Source organism: Caballeronia sp. GAWG1-1 (genome assembly GCF_023631465.1).
GTDB lineage: Bacteria > Pseudomonadota > Gammaproteobacteria > Burkholderiales > Burkholderiaceae > Caballeronia.
Genome location: NZ_JALQDB010000028.1, coordinates 344124 through 359343, shown reverse-complemented (window position 1 = coordinate 359343; position 15220 = coordinate 344124). Strand labels below are relative to the sequence as shown.

Annotated in this window: 10 protein-coding genes; 4 read left to right on the top strand and 6 right to left on the bottom strand. The window is 62.3% G+C overall.

The genetic code is table 11. The features are described from left to right. The first annotated feature begins 11 nt into the window (after positions 1-11). The 3 genes from NCT03_RS17955 to NCT03_RS17945 are packed head-to-tail and all read left to right on the top strand — an operon-like array spanning position 12 to position 3837. On the top strand, positions 12-2087 hold the full coding sequence (locus tag NCT03_RS17955) for a flagellar biosynthesis protein FlhA (RefSeq protein ID WP_250493332.1): 2076 nt from the start codon (positions 12-14) through the stop codon (positions 2085-2087). Beyond that, complete coding sequence (locus NCT03_RS17950; protein WP_250493331.1) at positions 2087-3418, top strand: FliI/YscN family ATPase; 1332 nt, start codon at positions 2087-2089, stop codon at positions 3416-3418. Before NCT03_RS17955 ends, NCT03_RS17950 begins: the two co-directional genes overlap by 1 nt. Then, the gene (locus tag NCT03_RS17945; RefSeq protein ID WP_250493330.1) at positions 3415-3837 is read left to right on the top strand and encodes a hypothetical protein; all 423 of its coding nucleotides are present in this window, start codon (positions 3415-3417) and stop codon (positions 3835-3837) included. The genes NCT03_RS17950 and NCT03_RS17945 overlap by 4 nt, the downstream gene beginning before the upstream one ends. 128 nt (positions 3838-3965) lie before the next feature. On the opposite strand, the gene NCT03_RS17940 is transcribed toward NCT03_RS17945, so the two are convergent. The 6 genes from NCT03_RS17940 to NCT03_RS17915 form a co-directional block, all read right to left on the bottom strand. Continuing rightward, positions 3966-6644, bottom strand: coding sequence for an ATP-binding cassette domain-containing protein (locus tag NCT03_RS17940; RefSeq protein WP_250493329.1), 2679 nt, complete (start codon positions 6642-6644; stop codon positions 3966-3968). 125 nt (positions 6645-6769) lie between these two features. Then, the gene (locus NCT03_RS17935) at positions 6770-9154 is read right to left on the bottom strand and encodes a DNA polymerase II (protein ID WP_502800382.1); all 2385 of its coding nucleotides are present in this window, start codon (positions 9152-9154) and stop codon (positions 6770-6772) included. Positions 9155-9350: 196 nt separating this feature from the next. Then, on the bottom strand, positions 9351-10013 hold the full coding sequence (gene flhC / locus NCT03_RS17930; RefSeq protein WP_244828264.1) for a flagellar transcriptional regulator FlhC: 663 nt from the start codon (positions 10011-10013) through the stop codon (positions 9351-9353). An 18-nt stretch (positions 10014-10031) separates the two neighbouring features. Continuing rightward, positions 10032-10349 carry a flagellar transcriptional regulator FlhD gene (gene flhD, locus NCT03_RS17925; RefSeq protein WP_244828265.1) on the bottom strand — a complete coding sequence of 106 codons (318 nt, stop codon included), beginning with the start codon at positions 10347-10349 and terminating at the stop codon, positions 10032-10034. Positions 10350-10863: 514 nt separating this feature from the next. Then, positions 10864-12015 carry a purine-nucleoside phosphorylase gene (locus NCT03_RS17920; RefSeq protein ID WP_250493327.1) on the bottom strand — a complete coding sequence of 384 codons (1152 nt, stop codon included), beginning with the start codon at positions 12013-12015 and terminating at the stop codon, positions 10864-10866. Between the two features lie 139 nt (positions 12016-12154). Then, entirely contained in the window at positions 12155-14719 is a 2565-nt protein-coding gene (locus NCT03_RS17915; RefSeq protein WP_244828267.1) for a mechanosensitive ion channel domain-containing protein, read from the bottom strand. A 261-nt stretch (positions 14720-14980) separates the two neighbouring features. Here NCT03_RS17915 and NCT03_RS17910 point away from each other — a divergent pair, with 261 nt between their 5' ends. Continuing rightward, the gene (locus NCT03_RS17910) at positions 14981-15220 is read left to right on the top strand and encodes a hypothetical protein (protein ID WP_250493326.1); all 240 of its coding nucleotides are present in this window, start codon (positions 14981-14983) and stop codon (positions 15218-15220) included.

Here is a 15220-nt window from a genome sequence, read left to right as displayed (position 1 = left end):
AATCCGGAATCATGAACCGCCCATCCGTTCCCCTCTTCGCCAGCTTGCCCCGACAGATCGCGCGCCACGCACACATCGCCGCAGCCGCGGGTTTCATCAGCGTGCTGGCGTTGCTGATTCTGCCCATCCCGCCGTTCCTGCTCGATCTGTTCATCGGCATGAGCTTTTGCGCGGGTTTCGTCATGCTGTTCTCCACGATCTACGTGTCGCGCGCGGCGGATCTTCCGGGCTTTCCCGCGCTTCTGCTCATGACCACGCTGCTGCGTCTCGCGCTGGCCATCGCATCCACCAAGATGATCCTGCTCCAGGCGCACGCCGGGCGCATCATCCAGGCCTTCGGCGAGCTGGTCGCGGGCGGCAATGTCGCAGTCGGCATCGTCGTCTTCCTGGTGCTCTGTGCGATTCAGTTCATCGTGGTCGCGAAGGGTGCGGACCGCATCGCGGAAGTCGCGGCGCGCTTCACGCTGGATGGCATTCCAGGACGGCAGATGAGTATCGACGCCGATTCGCGAAGCGGGCTCATCACCGCCGAGCAGGCAGCGCTGCTGCGTGCCGGACTCGAACGCGAAACCTATTTCTACGGATCGCTCGACGGCGCCATGAAGTTCGTCAAGGGCGACACCATTGCAAGTTTCGTGATCGCGCTCGTGAATATCGTGGGCGGGCTCGCGGTTGGCATCGGGCAGCGCGGCATGCCGTTCGGCGACGCCTTGCAGGTCTATACGATCCTGACTATCGGGGATGGCCTCGTTTCGCAGATACCATCGCTCGTCGTGTCGATCGCGGCCGGCCTGCTCGTCACGAGAGTATCGCCCGCGAGCGGCGCCACCAATCTCGGCACGGACCTTTACGAGCAGTTGACGCTTCGGCCTCACGCACTCGTCATGGCGGGCGCGTGCTGCGCGGCACTGGCGCTCATTCCCGGCTTTCCGCATGCGCAGTTTGCGCTGCTGGCCGCGCTGCTCGGAGGACTTGGCTTCGTGCTCATGCGCGCGGCGCAACGGGCGCGCGACGAGGCACGCGCTCCCATGCCCGCGCTTGCGCGCGACGGCAGCCGGTACATGCCTCATTTGCTCGACGAGGCCGAGGTTGGAACGAGCACCGTGCTGCGCCTTCGACTTGGCAACGATGCCTTCAAAGCCGTGCCGCGCGATGCGTTCAACCGCGTGCTCGGCACGCTGCGCCATCATCTGAACACGCGCTTCGGCCTGCCCTTTCCCGGCCTTGCCGTCGTGATCGACGAGCGGCTCGCCGCCGAGCGCTACATCATCGATGTCGACGATGTACCGTTCGCTAGCGGCACGCTCATGCCCCAGCACGTCCTGGCGAGCGGACGCCCGGCGGACGTGCCGGCCGAAGGCCCGTCGGGGTATCGACCGGGATTCGAGAAGTCAGTGTGGATCGCGGCCGGCGCCGCCGCGTCGCTCGATGCCTCCGTTCTGAATACCGCCACGCCCGACGACGTCCTTGCTCAACATCTCATCGAGATATTCGAGCGGTGCGCACCGCGCCTGATCGGCACGCAAGAGGTGCGCTTTCTGCTCAATCGTCTGAGCCCGGAATTTCGCGAACTCGTCGCGCAGATCGAACAACGGATCACGACAGCCCGGCTCGCGGCCGTGCTGCGGCAGTTGCTGCAGCAACGCGTGTCGATCCGCAATCTGCGTGGCATCCTCGAAGCCATTCTGCGCGTGTCCGCAAACGAACAAACGCTCGAACGCATGGTGCGCGAAAGCCGTATCGAACTCGGCCATCAAATCGCGCGTACCCATGCGAACCTCGATACCTGGGAGATTCGCGGCGGCGTGCTCGAAGCCGAGTGGGAGAACGAGCTCGAAGCCAGCATTCGCCACGGCTCGGACGGCGAGCCATATTGCCCGCTCGATTTCATGCAGTTGGATACGTTGCGCCGCGTTTTGAGCGGTGCGGCCACGCCCGTGAGGCTGCTGCTCACATCGGCGATTCTGCGGCCGCATTTATCGCAGGTGCTGGGAGCGATCGGCATCCGCATGGATGTGCTCGCCATAGACGAGATTCCACGCGACGTCTACCGCATCAACGCTTCGGTTACCTTCACGAGGCCATAATGCGCAAGACGACTGATGAAGACGCAAAGCCGGTCGGCAGCTTGATGGCCGGACCGACGCTTCACGGCCGCGTGGTGGAGGCGCGTGGCGTGATCGTCCGCGTGGTCGGCGCGTCGCTGCGAATCGGCGAACGTGTGCGACTCGTGCGGCCCGACACACTCGAGGAGCAAACAGGCGAAGTAGTCGGTTTTGCTCCGGACGGCGCGCTCGTCATGCCGCTATCCGGACTCGCGGGGCTCTCCGACATCACGCGCGTGGAGGGATGCGGGCTCAACTGGAATCGGCTAGATGCAACGCGCTTGCAAGGGCGCATTCTCGATGGCCTCGGCAAGCCACTCGATGGCGGTCCGCCCGCGCCGCTTGCCCATGCGAGCGCGCGCTTCGACGCAACGACCGCGATCAATCCGCTCGACCGCCCGTTGATCGCGCAACCCTTCGTTACCGGTGTCAGGGCGATAGACGGATTGCTCACCTGCGGGGTTGGACAGCGTGTCGGCATTTTCGCGACCGCGGGCGGCGGAAAGAGCACGCTGCTCGGCATGATCGCGAATGGCGCACAAGCCGATGCCATCGTGATCGCGCTCGTCGGGGAGCGTGGGCGTGAGGTCAATGAGTTCGTGCATGATCATCTGCATGAACGCGAGCGGATTGTCGTCGTCGCGTCGACATCGGATCGTCCAGCGGCTGAACGCATCCGCGCGTCGCGTCTCGCCTGCGAGATCGCGGCAGCGCTGCGTTCTCAAGGTCGCCACGTCCTGCTGCTCTTCGACTCGCTGACGCGCTACGCGCGCGCCCTGCGCGAAGTCGGCCTCGCCGTGGGCGAACCGCCCGTGCGGCGGGGCTATCCGCCACGCGTGTTCGCGGAACTGCCGAGAATCGTCGAAATGGGCGGCCTGCTCGGTCGCGGTAGCGTCACTGCGTTTTTTACCGTGCTTGCCGAGGACGAAGATCTCGCCGATCCCATCGTGGAAGAAGCGCGCTCGCTGCTCGACGGTCATATCCAGCTCTCGTCGCGTTTAGGCGCCGCGGGACACTATCCCGCCATCGATATCTTGCAGAGCAAGAGCCGGCTCATGACGCGGGTCGCCGGGGAGTCGCATCGCGCATGCGCCCAGCGCGTGCGTGAGTGGCTCGCGCGGTATCGGGACGTCGAGCTGCTGCTCCAGATAGGCGAATACCGGCGCGGCAGCGATGCCGCGAGCGACCGGGCCATCGACCGTCATCCGGCCATTACGGCCTTCCTTCGGCAGCGTCATGACAGCCACGTCGCTTTCGATAAGACAATCGCGGCATTGCAGGCGCTCGGCGAAGGCGCCGATACATCCACGTGACGGGCCGCGCCGGAGATCTGCGTCGCTGGGCGGTGCTTGCGCGCGTACGCGGGCTGCGGGTGCGGCGCGGCGAGGCAACGCTCGCGCAGGCGCGACAGGCCGCACGCGAGGCACGAGACGAAGTAGCCCGTCGCACGGAACTGCTGGGCAACCATGCCGCACAACTGCCGCGCCTACTCGCCTTGTGCTCGCACGAGCATGGCGGTGCTGCGACATGGCGAGGCGCTTTACACGCGCATCGGCTTCAGGCAGCGGCGCTGAACGCGTCGGTGTTGCAGGCGCAAGCCTTGTTGCTGCGCGCCGAGGCGAACGTCCGTTCCGCCATGTCCGCCTTGCAGCGTGACATAAAGAGGCACGACGACGCACGCGCCCGTGAAAGAGCAGCGCTGGCCAGCTTGAAGGACGACGACGATCCATGAACCGATCGGCGCGGCCAGCATGGCCGACGACCTCGTGCATCGCGTCTCATCGCCCAGGCACTGCGAGCTATGTCAGAGCGCTCGGGCTCACGACGCGATCGAAGCGTGCCTGACGCGCGCCAACGCGCTCAACGCCCCGCGCGCTCCAGCCGCGCGGCGACTTGCAGAATCGCTTCAATAAGCTTTTCCGCAGGCACGGGCTTCGTCATGTGCAACTGGAAGCCCGCAAGCTGCGCGCGCAAGCGGTCATCCGTCTGCGTATGTCCCGTCAATGCGATTGCCGGCATGCGCCGATCCAGCGACACCCGCCGCGACGCTTCGAGTTCGCGCACTTGACGCAGCACTTGATAGCCGTCTTCCTCGCCAAGCACGATGTCGCATAGAAACGCATTCGGCCACGCCTCGGCAGGCGTCACCTCAAGCCAGTCGAGCGCTTCCGTTCCCGACGCGGCCAACCGCACCTGCGCACCAGCCGTTTCCAGAACCGCTTCGAGCGCTTCGCGCGCATCTTCCTGATCGTCGAGCACCATGATCGAAAGGCCGTTGAGCGCGTCGGCAACGGTCGCTTTCGGCTCGGCCAATGTCGATGCATCGTCGGCCTCGACGACAGGCCGCAACGGCATGACGGCGACATACGCGAGATGGCCATCGACGTAATTCACCGTGAAACTGCCGCCCGTGCTGGTAAGCGCCTCTTCGAGCCGCGCCGCCTGTTCCTCGGTCAGCGGCGCGGGCTTATTGCCCGGGCCGAGCACGCACAAGCGCACCTGATTGTCTTCGCGCTCCACTCGCAGTTCGACACGCGCGCCGCGCGTTGCCGCGCGAACTTCCGTGCGGCACAGATCGGCGATCACGAACTGCAGCACGCCGGGATCGCCCGTCACGCGAAGATCCGGCTCTGTCATCACCGTGAAGAGATGCACGCCGTGCTCGACGATCTCTTCGTGCAGTCCATCCACCACGCCCGCGATCAACGAGCCGAGTCCCACCGGTTGCGACGATACCTTGCGTTGCGCGTGCGCGAGTTCGCCTTGCTGCGATTGCAGCGACCACATGCGTGCATAGACGCCCGCGCGTTCGATCAATTCAGCATGCTGCCCCTGCTCCACGATGCGCCCGTGCTCCATCACGAGAATCCAGTCTGCATTGACCACGGTCGAGAGCCGATGCGCGATCACAATCGAGGTGCGCCCTTGCGCGAGCCGGTCGAGTTCGCTTTGAATCGCGCGTTCCGAACGGGTATCGAGCGCGGACGTGGCTTCATCGAATACGATGATGCGCGGGTCCTTCAGGATGGCGCGCGCAATTGCAATACGCTGCCGCTCGCCGCCCGACAGCCGTACACCGCGTTCGCCGACACGCGTCTCGTAGTGATCGGGCAAGCGTTCGATGAAGCCGTCGAGTTGCGCCGCGCGTGCCGCACGCACGACATCGGCACGCGTCGCCGAAGGGCGGCCATACGCGATGTTGTAGGCGATCGTATCGTTGAAAAGCACCGTATCCTGCGGCACGATACCAATGGCTTCACGCAGACTCTTCTGCGTGATCTCGCCGAGATTCTGTCCGTCGATGGTGATGACACCGGCCGTCGGTTGATAAAGCCTGAAGAGCAGTTTCATCAACGTGGACTTACCCGACCCGCTGCCGCCCACCACCGCGAGTTTCTTGCCCGGGTGCGCGCGAAAGTCGATATCGCGCAGGATCTGCCGCGCCGGATCGTAGCCGAAATCCACGTGCTGGAACTCGATCTCGCCCGCGCTCACCACGAGCGGTTTCGCGTCCTGTTCGTCGATATCCTCGCCACGCCGTCCGCGCGCAAGCAGAATCTCGAACATGCGTTCGACGTTCACGATTGCATCGTTGGTCTCGCGAAACACGAAACCGAGCGTGTTCAGCGGCGAGCACACCTGCACGATGTACGCGTTCACCAGCACGAGATCGCCGACGCTCATCGTTCCCGAAACCACGTGTTGCGCGGCAAGCAGCATGACCGCCGCAATGCCCACCGCGATGATCGTGCTTTGCCCGACATGCAGAATGGTCAACGCGCGTTGATTCGCGGTGCGTGCATGCACCCATTGTTCGAGCACGCTCGAAAGCCGGCCGCGTTCGACCTCTTCGCTTGCGAAGAGCTTGACCGTTTCGTAGTTGAGCAGGCTATCGACGAGACGGCTGTCGGACTTTGCTTCGAGCCGATTGACCGCGCGCTGAAAGCGCATGCGATAGCGCGTGAAGATGAACGTATAGACCGCATAGCACACGAAGGTCACGCCAATCGCCAGCAAAAAAGTCGATGCATACTGGCTTACCATGATCGCTACGACGGTGCCGATTTCGATCAGTGTCGGCACGATGGTGAAGATCGCCACGCCCAGCAAAAAGCCGATACCGTCCGCGCCCTTCTGCACGTCGCGCACCACGCCACCGGTTTCGCGTTGCGCATGAAAACGCGCACCCATGTTATGCAGATGCGCGAACGTACGCTCCGTGAATGACGCCACCGTGCGTTGCGTGACGATGCTGAACACCACGTCGCGTGCTTCGTTCAGCACGTCGCCGAGATAACGCATCAGCACGTAAGTGAGGATCACGAACACCGGAAACACGAGGTTCGCCGTGGGCCGGCTGAACTCGTCGATGACGTGCTTCAGCATCAGCGGCACGGACACCACAGCGAGGCGCGACGCGATCATCAACGTCACCGCGACGAGCGTCTGTACGCGAAATTTCCAGATTGCCTGCCAGAGATCGCCAGCAATGCGGTTACGCAATTGCGAGCGGCTGATTTCGCTTGATGCAGTCGACATATGCAACCATCCCGGAAGTTGAGGGAGGAAGGCGCCTTGAGCGCGGTTAAACGCGGCGCGGTCCGTCGTTCTCTTGCCGGACTTCGGGGAGATGCGGCAGCAAGGAACGCGCCCGCATGAACCGGCTAAAACAGCGCGCCTTGCCCCGACATCAGCGTATCGAAGTCTTCGCGCAAGAAGGGCAGGATGCCGTCGGCAATCGGCTGTAGCTGCTTCGTCACGTAGTGTTCATAGTCGATGGCCGCATGGCGCGCTTCCACCGGCTCGGGACCGGCGAGCGTCATCACATAGCTGATCCAGCCGCCGTTCTGATATTGAAGCGGACGTCCGAGGCGCGTGTTGTGTTCGTCGGCACTGCGCGCGGCGCGTACATGCGGCGGAACGTTACGCTGATAATCGTCGAGGCTGCGGCGCAGGCGCTTGCGATAGACGAGCAGTTCGTCCTGCTCGCCGCGTCGCGTGCGTTCGACGTAATCGCGCACATAGTCCGCATAAGATTCGCCCTTGAAGATACGCATGTAAAGCTCTTGCTGGAAACGTTGCGCGAGCGGCGTCCAGTCCGTGCGCACCGTTTCGAGACCTTTGAACACGATCTCCTCGCTGCCGTCCGCGCGCGTCGTGAGACCAGCGTAACGCTTCTTGCTGCCTTCTTCCGCGCCGCGAATGGTCGGCATCAAAAAGCGCCGGTAATGCGTTTCGTACTGAAGCTCCAGCGCGCTTTCGAGTCCGAAGGTCTCGCGCAAATGACCTTGCCAGTATTCGTTGACATGCTCGACGAGCGCGCGGCCGATACGCGCAGCATCTGCTTCGTCGCGTGCACGGCGCAGCCACACGAAGGTGGAATCGGTGTCGCCGTAAATCACGCCATAGCCGCGCGCTTCGATCAGTTCGCGTGTACGGTGCATGATTTCGTGTCCGCGCATGGTGATGGATGACGCAAGGCGCGGATCGAAGAAGCGGCAACCGCTCGAACCCAGCACGCCGTAGAACGAATTCATGATGATCTTCAGCGCTTGCGAAAGCGGCTTGTTACGTTGACGCTTCGCCGCCTCGCGACCTTCCCACACTTGCTCGACGATAGCGGGCAGACAATGCTTCTCGCGCGCGAAACGCGCACCGCGAAAACCGGGCACGGTAGCGGCTTCATCGGTCTCGTGCATGCCTTCCGCGAGCCCGACCGGATCGATCAGAAACGTGCGGATGATCGACGGATACAGGCTCTTGTAGTCGAGCACAAGAACGGAATCGTAAAGACCGGGCCGCGAGTCCATGACGAATCCGCCGGGACTCGCTTCCTCGGGGACATCGCCGATATTGGGTGCGACAAAGCCCAGCCGATGCATGCGCGGCATGTATAGATGCGTGAACGCCGCCACCGATCCACCACTGCGATCCGCGGCCAAACCCGTAACGGTTGCGCGTTCGAGCAGAAACGGCAGCAGTTCGGTCTTGTCGAAGACCTTGGTCACGAGTTCGCAATCGACGAGGTTGTAACGCGCGAGCGCCGGCTTGTCTTCCTGAAAGCGCCGCTCGATTTCGTCCATGCGTGCATAGGGAGTGTCGATCGCCTTGCCTTCGCCGAGCAGCGACTGCGCGACATATTCGAGACTGAACGACGGAAAATTCCACGTCGCCGAACGCAAGGACTCGATGCCGTCGATCACGAGCCGCCCCACAATCGAAACGAAGAAATGATTGCGCTTGATACCGTGTTCGCGCCATTCCACCGTGCTGCCATCGCGGCCGAGACGTAACGGCACGCCGTAATCGTCCGCGTGTTTCTGCAGCACACGCAGATCGAACTGCACGACGTTCCAGCCGATGATCGCATCCGGATCGTGCCGCTCCATCCACTCGTTGAAGCGGCACAGCATGTCGGCGCGGCTTGCGCAGTAGTCGAGGTCGAAGTCGACGGATGCATCGGCGCCATTCGCCGGGCCGAGCATATAGACCTGTCGCTCGCCGCAGCCTTCGAGCGCGATCGAATAGAGTTCGCCGCGAACGCTCGTTTCAATATCGAGCGAAACCAGCTTGAGGTTTGGCCGATACGAAGTTGCAGGCTTGAGTTCGCTGAAGATGTAACCGTCGCGCGCTTCGCCTTCGAAGGTCACGGGCGCGGTGATGAAGCGCTCCATGAGATAGCGCTCGGGTGGCCGAATATCCGCCTCGTAGACAACGATGCCCGCGTTTTTAAGGGTTTTTTCGAGCGCCAGCAGTTGCCGATACTGTGCGCAGTACAGCCCGAATACCGGTTTTTGGCGAAAGTCCTTGAGCTGCAAGTCGCGCAGTTCGGCATTGCGCACGCTCGCGACGAGCGGCTCCGCTTTCGCTCGATCTTCGGCGCGGATGAATGCAACAGGCGTCTGCGCGCCGATTCGGATTTTGCGTGGGCCGTCATCGGTGGCGAGCCAGAACTCGACCTCCGTGCCGGCCGGCGTATCGCGCCAGTGGCGCGTCAGCAAAAATCCCTGTTGTGCGGATGACAAAGCCCGTCCCTTCGAAAAGCGCATGCGGCAAGGCATGCAATCGAAGTATTTTAATGGCGAGCTAAAAAAACGAACGGCGCGATGACCATGGAGTCAGCGCGCCGGCATTGAGATGAAAATGAGCTACGAGAACCAGAAAAGTAAAAAGCGGTAGCGGCATGCTGATTGTCCACCGTCCTTCCGGACGGCCCCCGGAGGATCAGTTCAGCGCCGCTACCGCCTAAGCGGCCTGTGCGACCAGGCCAGCCCGTTGCGGCTGCAAAGCCGCTACGTTGTCGAGTACCAGTTCTTCAAGCTCGGCTGGCACTTCGTTCTTGACAGACACAGCCTCCAGCGCGGCTTCTTGAATGGCCTGTTTAGCGGCCGCCGCTTTCTTGGTCTTCCCCGCGCGTGACGGCGGCTGGCAGGCCCCGCACACCACGTTATTCTGCAAATCATGCTTGTGTGCGACGAACTTCCCGGTGCAGCGGCAGCATTTGGTCATCTGCAGCATGCCCGCGTCGAAGAAGCGCACAAGGGTCCAGGCCCGGGTGAGATCGAGTACCGCTTCGGCGCCGCTATGGTTGCAGTGCTCGAGATACAGGCGATACCCCTTGGTCAGCGCGTCGAGATGCGAGCAGCCGGCCTCGTTCTTGAGGAACGTGTAGGTGTTGTAGAACAGCGATGCGTGGATGTTCGCGAGCCACGTCATATACCAGTCGGCCGAGAACGGCAGCATGCCCTTGGGTGGCGACGCGCCCTTCACTTCGCGATACAAACGAATCATGCGATCCCGCGAGAGCGTCAGCTCGCTCTCGAGCACTTGCATGCGTGCACCGAGCTCGATCAGCGCGATGGCGCGGAACACTTCCTGGGCATCTTCAGTGAGGCTCTTCTTCAGCATGGCTCGCTCCGTCTTTACTTAAGCGAACTGTTCAGCCGGCTGGCCAGCCAGCAGGATTGCCGCGTGCGTCGGCGCAATTTCCGCGTTCTTGGCGGGCTGCGTCAAAGCCGACAGCATCGAGTGATCGTTGAAGCGAAATGCGCACAGCAGGTTGTCCGACTGGGCGAGCTTGACGACCTGAGCGAGCGTGAGGCCCGACAACAGATCGGCGAGTTCCGCCGAAAGACCGAGCCGGAACATGCCGATGGCGCGGTCCTCGCGCAACAAACGCTGCGCGAGCATGATGTACGACAAGTTGATTTCCCGGATCGATTCCAACGTTTCGCGACCGTTCATGGTTGCAACTTCCAGTAAATCCCCGATTTCCCGCCGGCTTTGTGCCGATATATTTTTTTGCCTCACCGAACTCAACTCTGCCCGGCTACGTCCATCTGATTTTGTTTCAGTGCGTTACATCTTGTAACAGACACTGTGAAACGGATTCTAAGAAGACTCTGAAGCGAACGCAAGAGCATCTCAATAATATTTTGTTGCAAACAACACTTTGCATCGGTAACTTTTTCGCGCCTGAAAAAGCGGCAATATTGACCGCGCCGTTTTTGTCATTCTTTTGGATTGAGCGCTTAATACGGACGGCTGATTTTTTGTAGGATTAATCGCCGATGCCCGCAAGAACGGGGCTTCCGGCGGTTCGGTTGACACTGGTCACGAGTATTTTTGAGACGATGAGAAAGCGGTAAAGATCAGTAAAAATGCCGCGAATCCGGTTTTTACCGATCCGCGGCATCAGTGGCAATATTTACTTTTATGCAGTTACAGGTTTGCAACGCCGTTTGAGCAGCACTCGCGACTAGTGTTGCGGCACGCCTTTACGCCAAGCGCCCCAATGTGTAACGACTTCTTGCACGAATGGGTTACCGGTCAGATACAAGTTCTGAATTGCGGGTACGAAACCGCCTTGCGCGGAATAGTTCAACAGGTTGTCGGAAGCGGTTTGTCCTTCGTACGGCCGGTCGAAGTCCGAACCGGCGCGCAAAACCGCAATGCGTGACAGATCGACCCGCTTGATGCTGGCCGCGCGCTTGAGCGCCTCGTATGTCGCGTTGTCTTCCTGCTGCGTCGTGCAGTAGATGCCTTTGCCATCGGTCAGCAGACGCGTCCAGTAGCGTGCCCTTTCGCCGATGTATTTACCCGACCACCAGGTATCGCCCGCGAGCGTGTCGCACTGGATCACGTGCGGCGGACGGTTGGCCGGCGCGTAGTTGAACTTGGCGCGCGCGACCTTGGCGTCGTCGCTGTCGGAGAGCGTGACGTTGCGCGAGATGGCATAGGCGGCATCCGTCAGCGATGCATTGAGGGCAAACACTTCGGTGCGGTAATCGAGCGGCGGCTTTTCGGTGGGCCCCTTCGTGTTGATACCGAGAAAACCACTCGGCCAGTCGGCGGGTTTCTCGCGCGCGTCGAGCTCCCATTGGATGCCGAAATCGACCAGATATTTCGCCCACGCGGTCGAACCGAGCGTGCCGCGCGCCGGATCGATCCCGGCAATGCCCGCGACCAGAAAGTACGTGCGGCGCAAATCGAAGCGCTCCGAGAACGCGAGCGCCATCATCGATGCGGCCGCGTTCGTGTGTCCCATGCCGGTTGTCATCACACAGACATCGTCGCGGTTGCAATGGACTTCGGGATAGTCCGGCGAGAGTCCCGGCACCTTGATGGCCTGCCATGGCCCGAGCTTGTCGAGCCACACTTGGCCTTCCGGACCGAACATGCTGACGATCATCACCTTGACCTGACGGCCACCGCCGCCACCGCCGCCGTAGCGGTCATCGCTGTCGTGATCGTCGGATTGTTGGGCGAAGGCGCATCCCGTTGCGGCCGTGAGGCTTGCGAGTCCTAACGCAAACAGGCCCTTGCGGACAGTCTTGCTTAACGCGCGTGAAGAAGAACGTGAGGGGAAGCGTGAAGCGGATTTTGAACGTGACCGGGCGGCAATGTTCATGGGGGGCGTGCTCCTCGATAAGGTTCGAACTTCGAAGAAAGCCGCGCCCTGTTGCCATTCGTTTTGAGGGGCGCGGCCGGCCCGACCGATTATAGAAGCGTCAATAACAAAACAAGCCCCGCGCCAACCCTTAAAACGCTCAAGCCTGCGATGTCCGCGGCGGCGGCGCACTGGACGCCGTGCCCTGTCCGGCAGCCGCCTCGCCCGTCGGATGCTGCGCCGCCTTCGACGGTTCGCCGCGCTGATCGGCGGGGGCGTCACCATCGACGTCGGCTGGATGCGCCGGATCGTGCGCCGCGTCCTGCGTGCCGTTGACGATCACGAAGTTACGCTGCGGATTGGCGATCTCGATCCCACGCGCCGTGAACTCGTTGAGAATGCGCCGGTTGAACTCGCGTTGCACCGGCCAGCGCGTGCTGTCGCGGCATTGAATCTGACCGGCGAGCGTGACGGTGGAACCATCGACGGCATCGACGCCCCAGAAGCTGAAGTCGGAGAGAATGCCGTCCTTGAAGGCGTCGTCTTCACGTAGCGCGGTGCCGATTTCCTTGAGCGTCGAAATGGCCAGATCCACGTCCTGACCGAGCGCGACCGACACGCGCACCGCCGCGTTGCCAATGCCGCGATTCGTATTGTTGACCGTGGATACCGAACTGAACGGCACCGTGAACAGCGAGCCGTCGCCGCCTCGCAAACGCACCGTGCGAATCGACAGATATTCGACCGTGCCCGAGACGCCCGCGACCGTCACCCAGTCGCCCACTTGCATGGCGTTTTCCATCAAAAGGAAGATTCCGGTAATGAAATCCTGCACGAGCTTTTGCGAGCCGAAGCCGAGTGCCACGCCGAAAATGCTCGCGCTCGCCAGAAGCGGCGCGGTGTTGACGCCGATTTCCGAGAGACCGGTCAGCACGACGACCATGGCGATGACGATGAAAAGCGCGGAGCGCATCATCGGTAAAAGCGTGCGCAGGCGTGCGGCGCGCACGCGGTCGCCGCTTGCGTTCCATTGATCGAGACGCTGCTCGACCATTACGTTGGCCGTCTCCCACACGATGACCGCGAACACCGCCGCGACCGCGATGGTCACGAGCGCGGATGCCAGCCGGTTGCCGATGCCGCCCGATGTGAAGAACTGCACGATATGCACGCCCCACACTTCGAGCAGCGCCACGACCGTCACCACGGCGATGATCGTCTGCACGGCGCGGCGCAAGAGCGGGTAATAGCGATAAGCATGACGATGCGCGATGGACTTCGCCGCGAAGTCGTCGTCATCGTTTTCGTGGAACACGCGGCCGAGCGCACCGAACGCGACGATTGCCGCGACGCGCGCGCCGACCAGCACGAGAATGGACACGCCGCCGAGATGGAACAGAGTGCGATAGCCGTTCTGCACGTCCAGCGCCCAGACGAACCACAGCGCGAGCACGAAGAAGATGGCGACGGCGGCCCAGATATCGGCGATCCAGCCACCGAACAGCGCGGTCGATTTATGACTGCGCATGCGTTCGCGGATACGCTCCGCCACGGGCTTGCGGCAGTCGAAAATGGTGTAGGCGAGCATCAGATGGATGTCGAGCGTGACGATCTTCAGAATGGCGATGCGCGCCGCTTCCGACAGTCCGAGCGGCTCCGCGCCGTTGGCCAGCGCGATGCCGATACCCGCGATGATCACCATGCTGCGTAGCTTGCGATACGTGTAGAGCGCGTACTGATCGCGCATCTGCAAAAGCCGCAAGCCGGTGGCATGCGGCGCCAGCAGAAAGCCGCTCACGAGCATGATGATGCGGCAGACGAGGTAGGCATCGATAAACTCGCTCGCGACATGCGATTCGATCGAGTTGTCGTCGATAAAGATGGACACCAGAAGCGTCGCCACGCCGATGAACACGCCAAGCGGAATGAACTTGAAGAGCAGATACAAAAGCGCATTGGGAAGACGCTGCAACAAGGTCCAGTGACGTGCCGCGTGCCGCTGGCCGCGCGCCGTTTCCACCTTGCGCTCGGCTGCGTGCTGCGCGGCTTCGTCGCCGGTGCGCTCGGCGAAGTGCTCGGCGCGTTCCGCCGCATGCTCGTTCTGCACGAGTTCGGGATCGGTGACCTCGGCATCGGCGACACCGCGCGCGGCGATCTTCGCACGCGATTTACGCAGCAGACGGCCGCCGACGATTTCAAGCAAAAACGCGGGCACGAGACACACGAGCACGATCCAGAGCACGTGACCGAACTGCGCGCGCGATTCCGGCGTCGCCATGCGTTGGCTCCACCAATGCACCACGGAACGAATGTTCAGCAACTCGGCGAGCGTATGCCGCATCTCGGTTGCGAACTGAACGACCCAGTTGCCCGCCTGATGCGATAGCTGCGAGGCAAGCCCGTTCGCCGTCAGCGATTTCGCAAGCACGCCCGACGCGCCCGAGGCAGGCGCAGCCGTTTCCGCGCCGCTCGCCGCCGTGGCGCTCGCGGCCGTCGGTGCGGCAAGCGCGCCGGCCGCCGCCACTGCGCGCAGCGTATCGGCGACCTGTGCGCGGCGTTGTGGATCGTTGAGCACCGCGAGGGCATCGCGCGCCTGTTGCGGCGTGAGCGCGACCGCGGGTTGCGACGCGCCTTGCGCCGAACCGGCGGCAATGGCGGACGCCGAAAGAAGCGAGCCGAGACTCGTGAAGGCGAGCAGACAGACTAAGAGTATGAGTTTGCGCATGGGTCGAATGAAAATCACGAAATTGCTGGGACTCGATGCGGACGACGCGCACGCCCTATCCTAACGCGATGCCCCGGTCCAACGCAGTAACGGCATGGCCGGGTCTCGACGCGGGGCCGGAATGAAGTCTGCTGATATGCAGACATTGAAACGACGCGAATTGAAATGAACGCGAGACTCAATGATTCTGGAGACAGGCTCCCGCAAGCACGTCGCAACGATAATCCGGACCGTCGCTCCAACTGGCTCACGCGTCCTGCAATGAAATTGACCGTGCTCTGGGTAGCACTTGCCGCGCCTGCCCTGCTGTTTGCAGCGCAAAGTCCGCTCATGCGGGGTGGACGAGCGGCGTCGGCGGCTTCAGCGGAATTGCCGGACGATGCATCGTCCTTGCCGGAAATGGGCGTGACGCAAGTGCCCGCGCGCGGCAATACGCAAGTTCCGGACACGCCTGTCACACCGAGGCCGCACAACGCGCGACCGCCGGCTCACTTGCCGTGA

Coding starts and splice junctions, on each gene's coding strand:
- NCT03_RS17955 (WP_250493332.1), top strand. CDS start 12: ATGAACCGCCCATCCGTTCCCCTCTTCGCCAGCTTGCCCCGACAGATC.
- NCT03_RS17950 (WP_250493331.1), top strand. CDS start 2,087: ATGCGCAAGACGACTGATGAAGACGCAAAGCCGGTCGGCAGCTTGATG.
- NCT03_RS17940 (WP_250493329.1), bottom strand. CDS start 6,644: ATGTCGACTGCATCAAGCGAAATCAGCCGCTCGCAATTGCGTAACCGC.
- NCT03_RS17935 (WP_502800382.1), bottom strand. CDS start 9,154: ATGCGCTTTTCGAAGGGACGGGCTTTGTCATCCGCACAACAGGGATTT.
- flhC (WP_244828264.1), bottom strand. CDS start 10,013: ATGCTGAAGAAGAGCCTCACTGAAGATGCCCAGGAAGTGTTCCGCGCC.
- flhD (WP_244828265.1), bottom strand. CDS start 10,349: ATGAACGGTCGCGAAACGTTGGAATCGATCCGGGAAATCAACTTGTCG.
- NCT03_RS17920 (WP_250493327.1), bottom strand. CDS start 12,015: ATGAACATTGCCGCCCGGTCACGTTCAAAATCCGCTTCACGCTTCCCC.
- NCT03_RS17915 (WP_244828267.1), bottom strand. CDS start 14,719: ATGCGCAAACTCATACTCTTAGTCTGTCTGCTCGCCTTCACGAGTCTC.
- NCT03_RS17910 (WP_250493326.1), top strand. CDS start 14,981: ATGAAATTGACCGTGCTCTGGGTAGCACTTGCCGCGCCTGCCCTGCTG.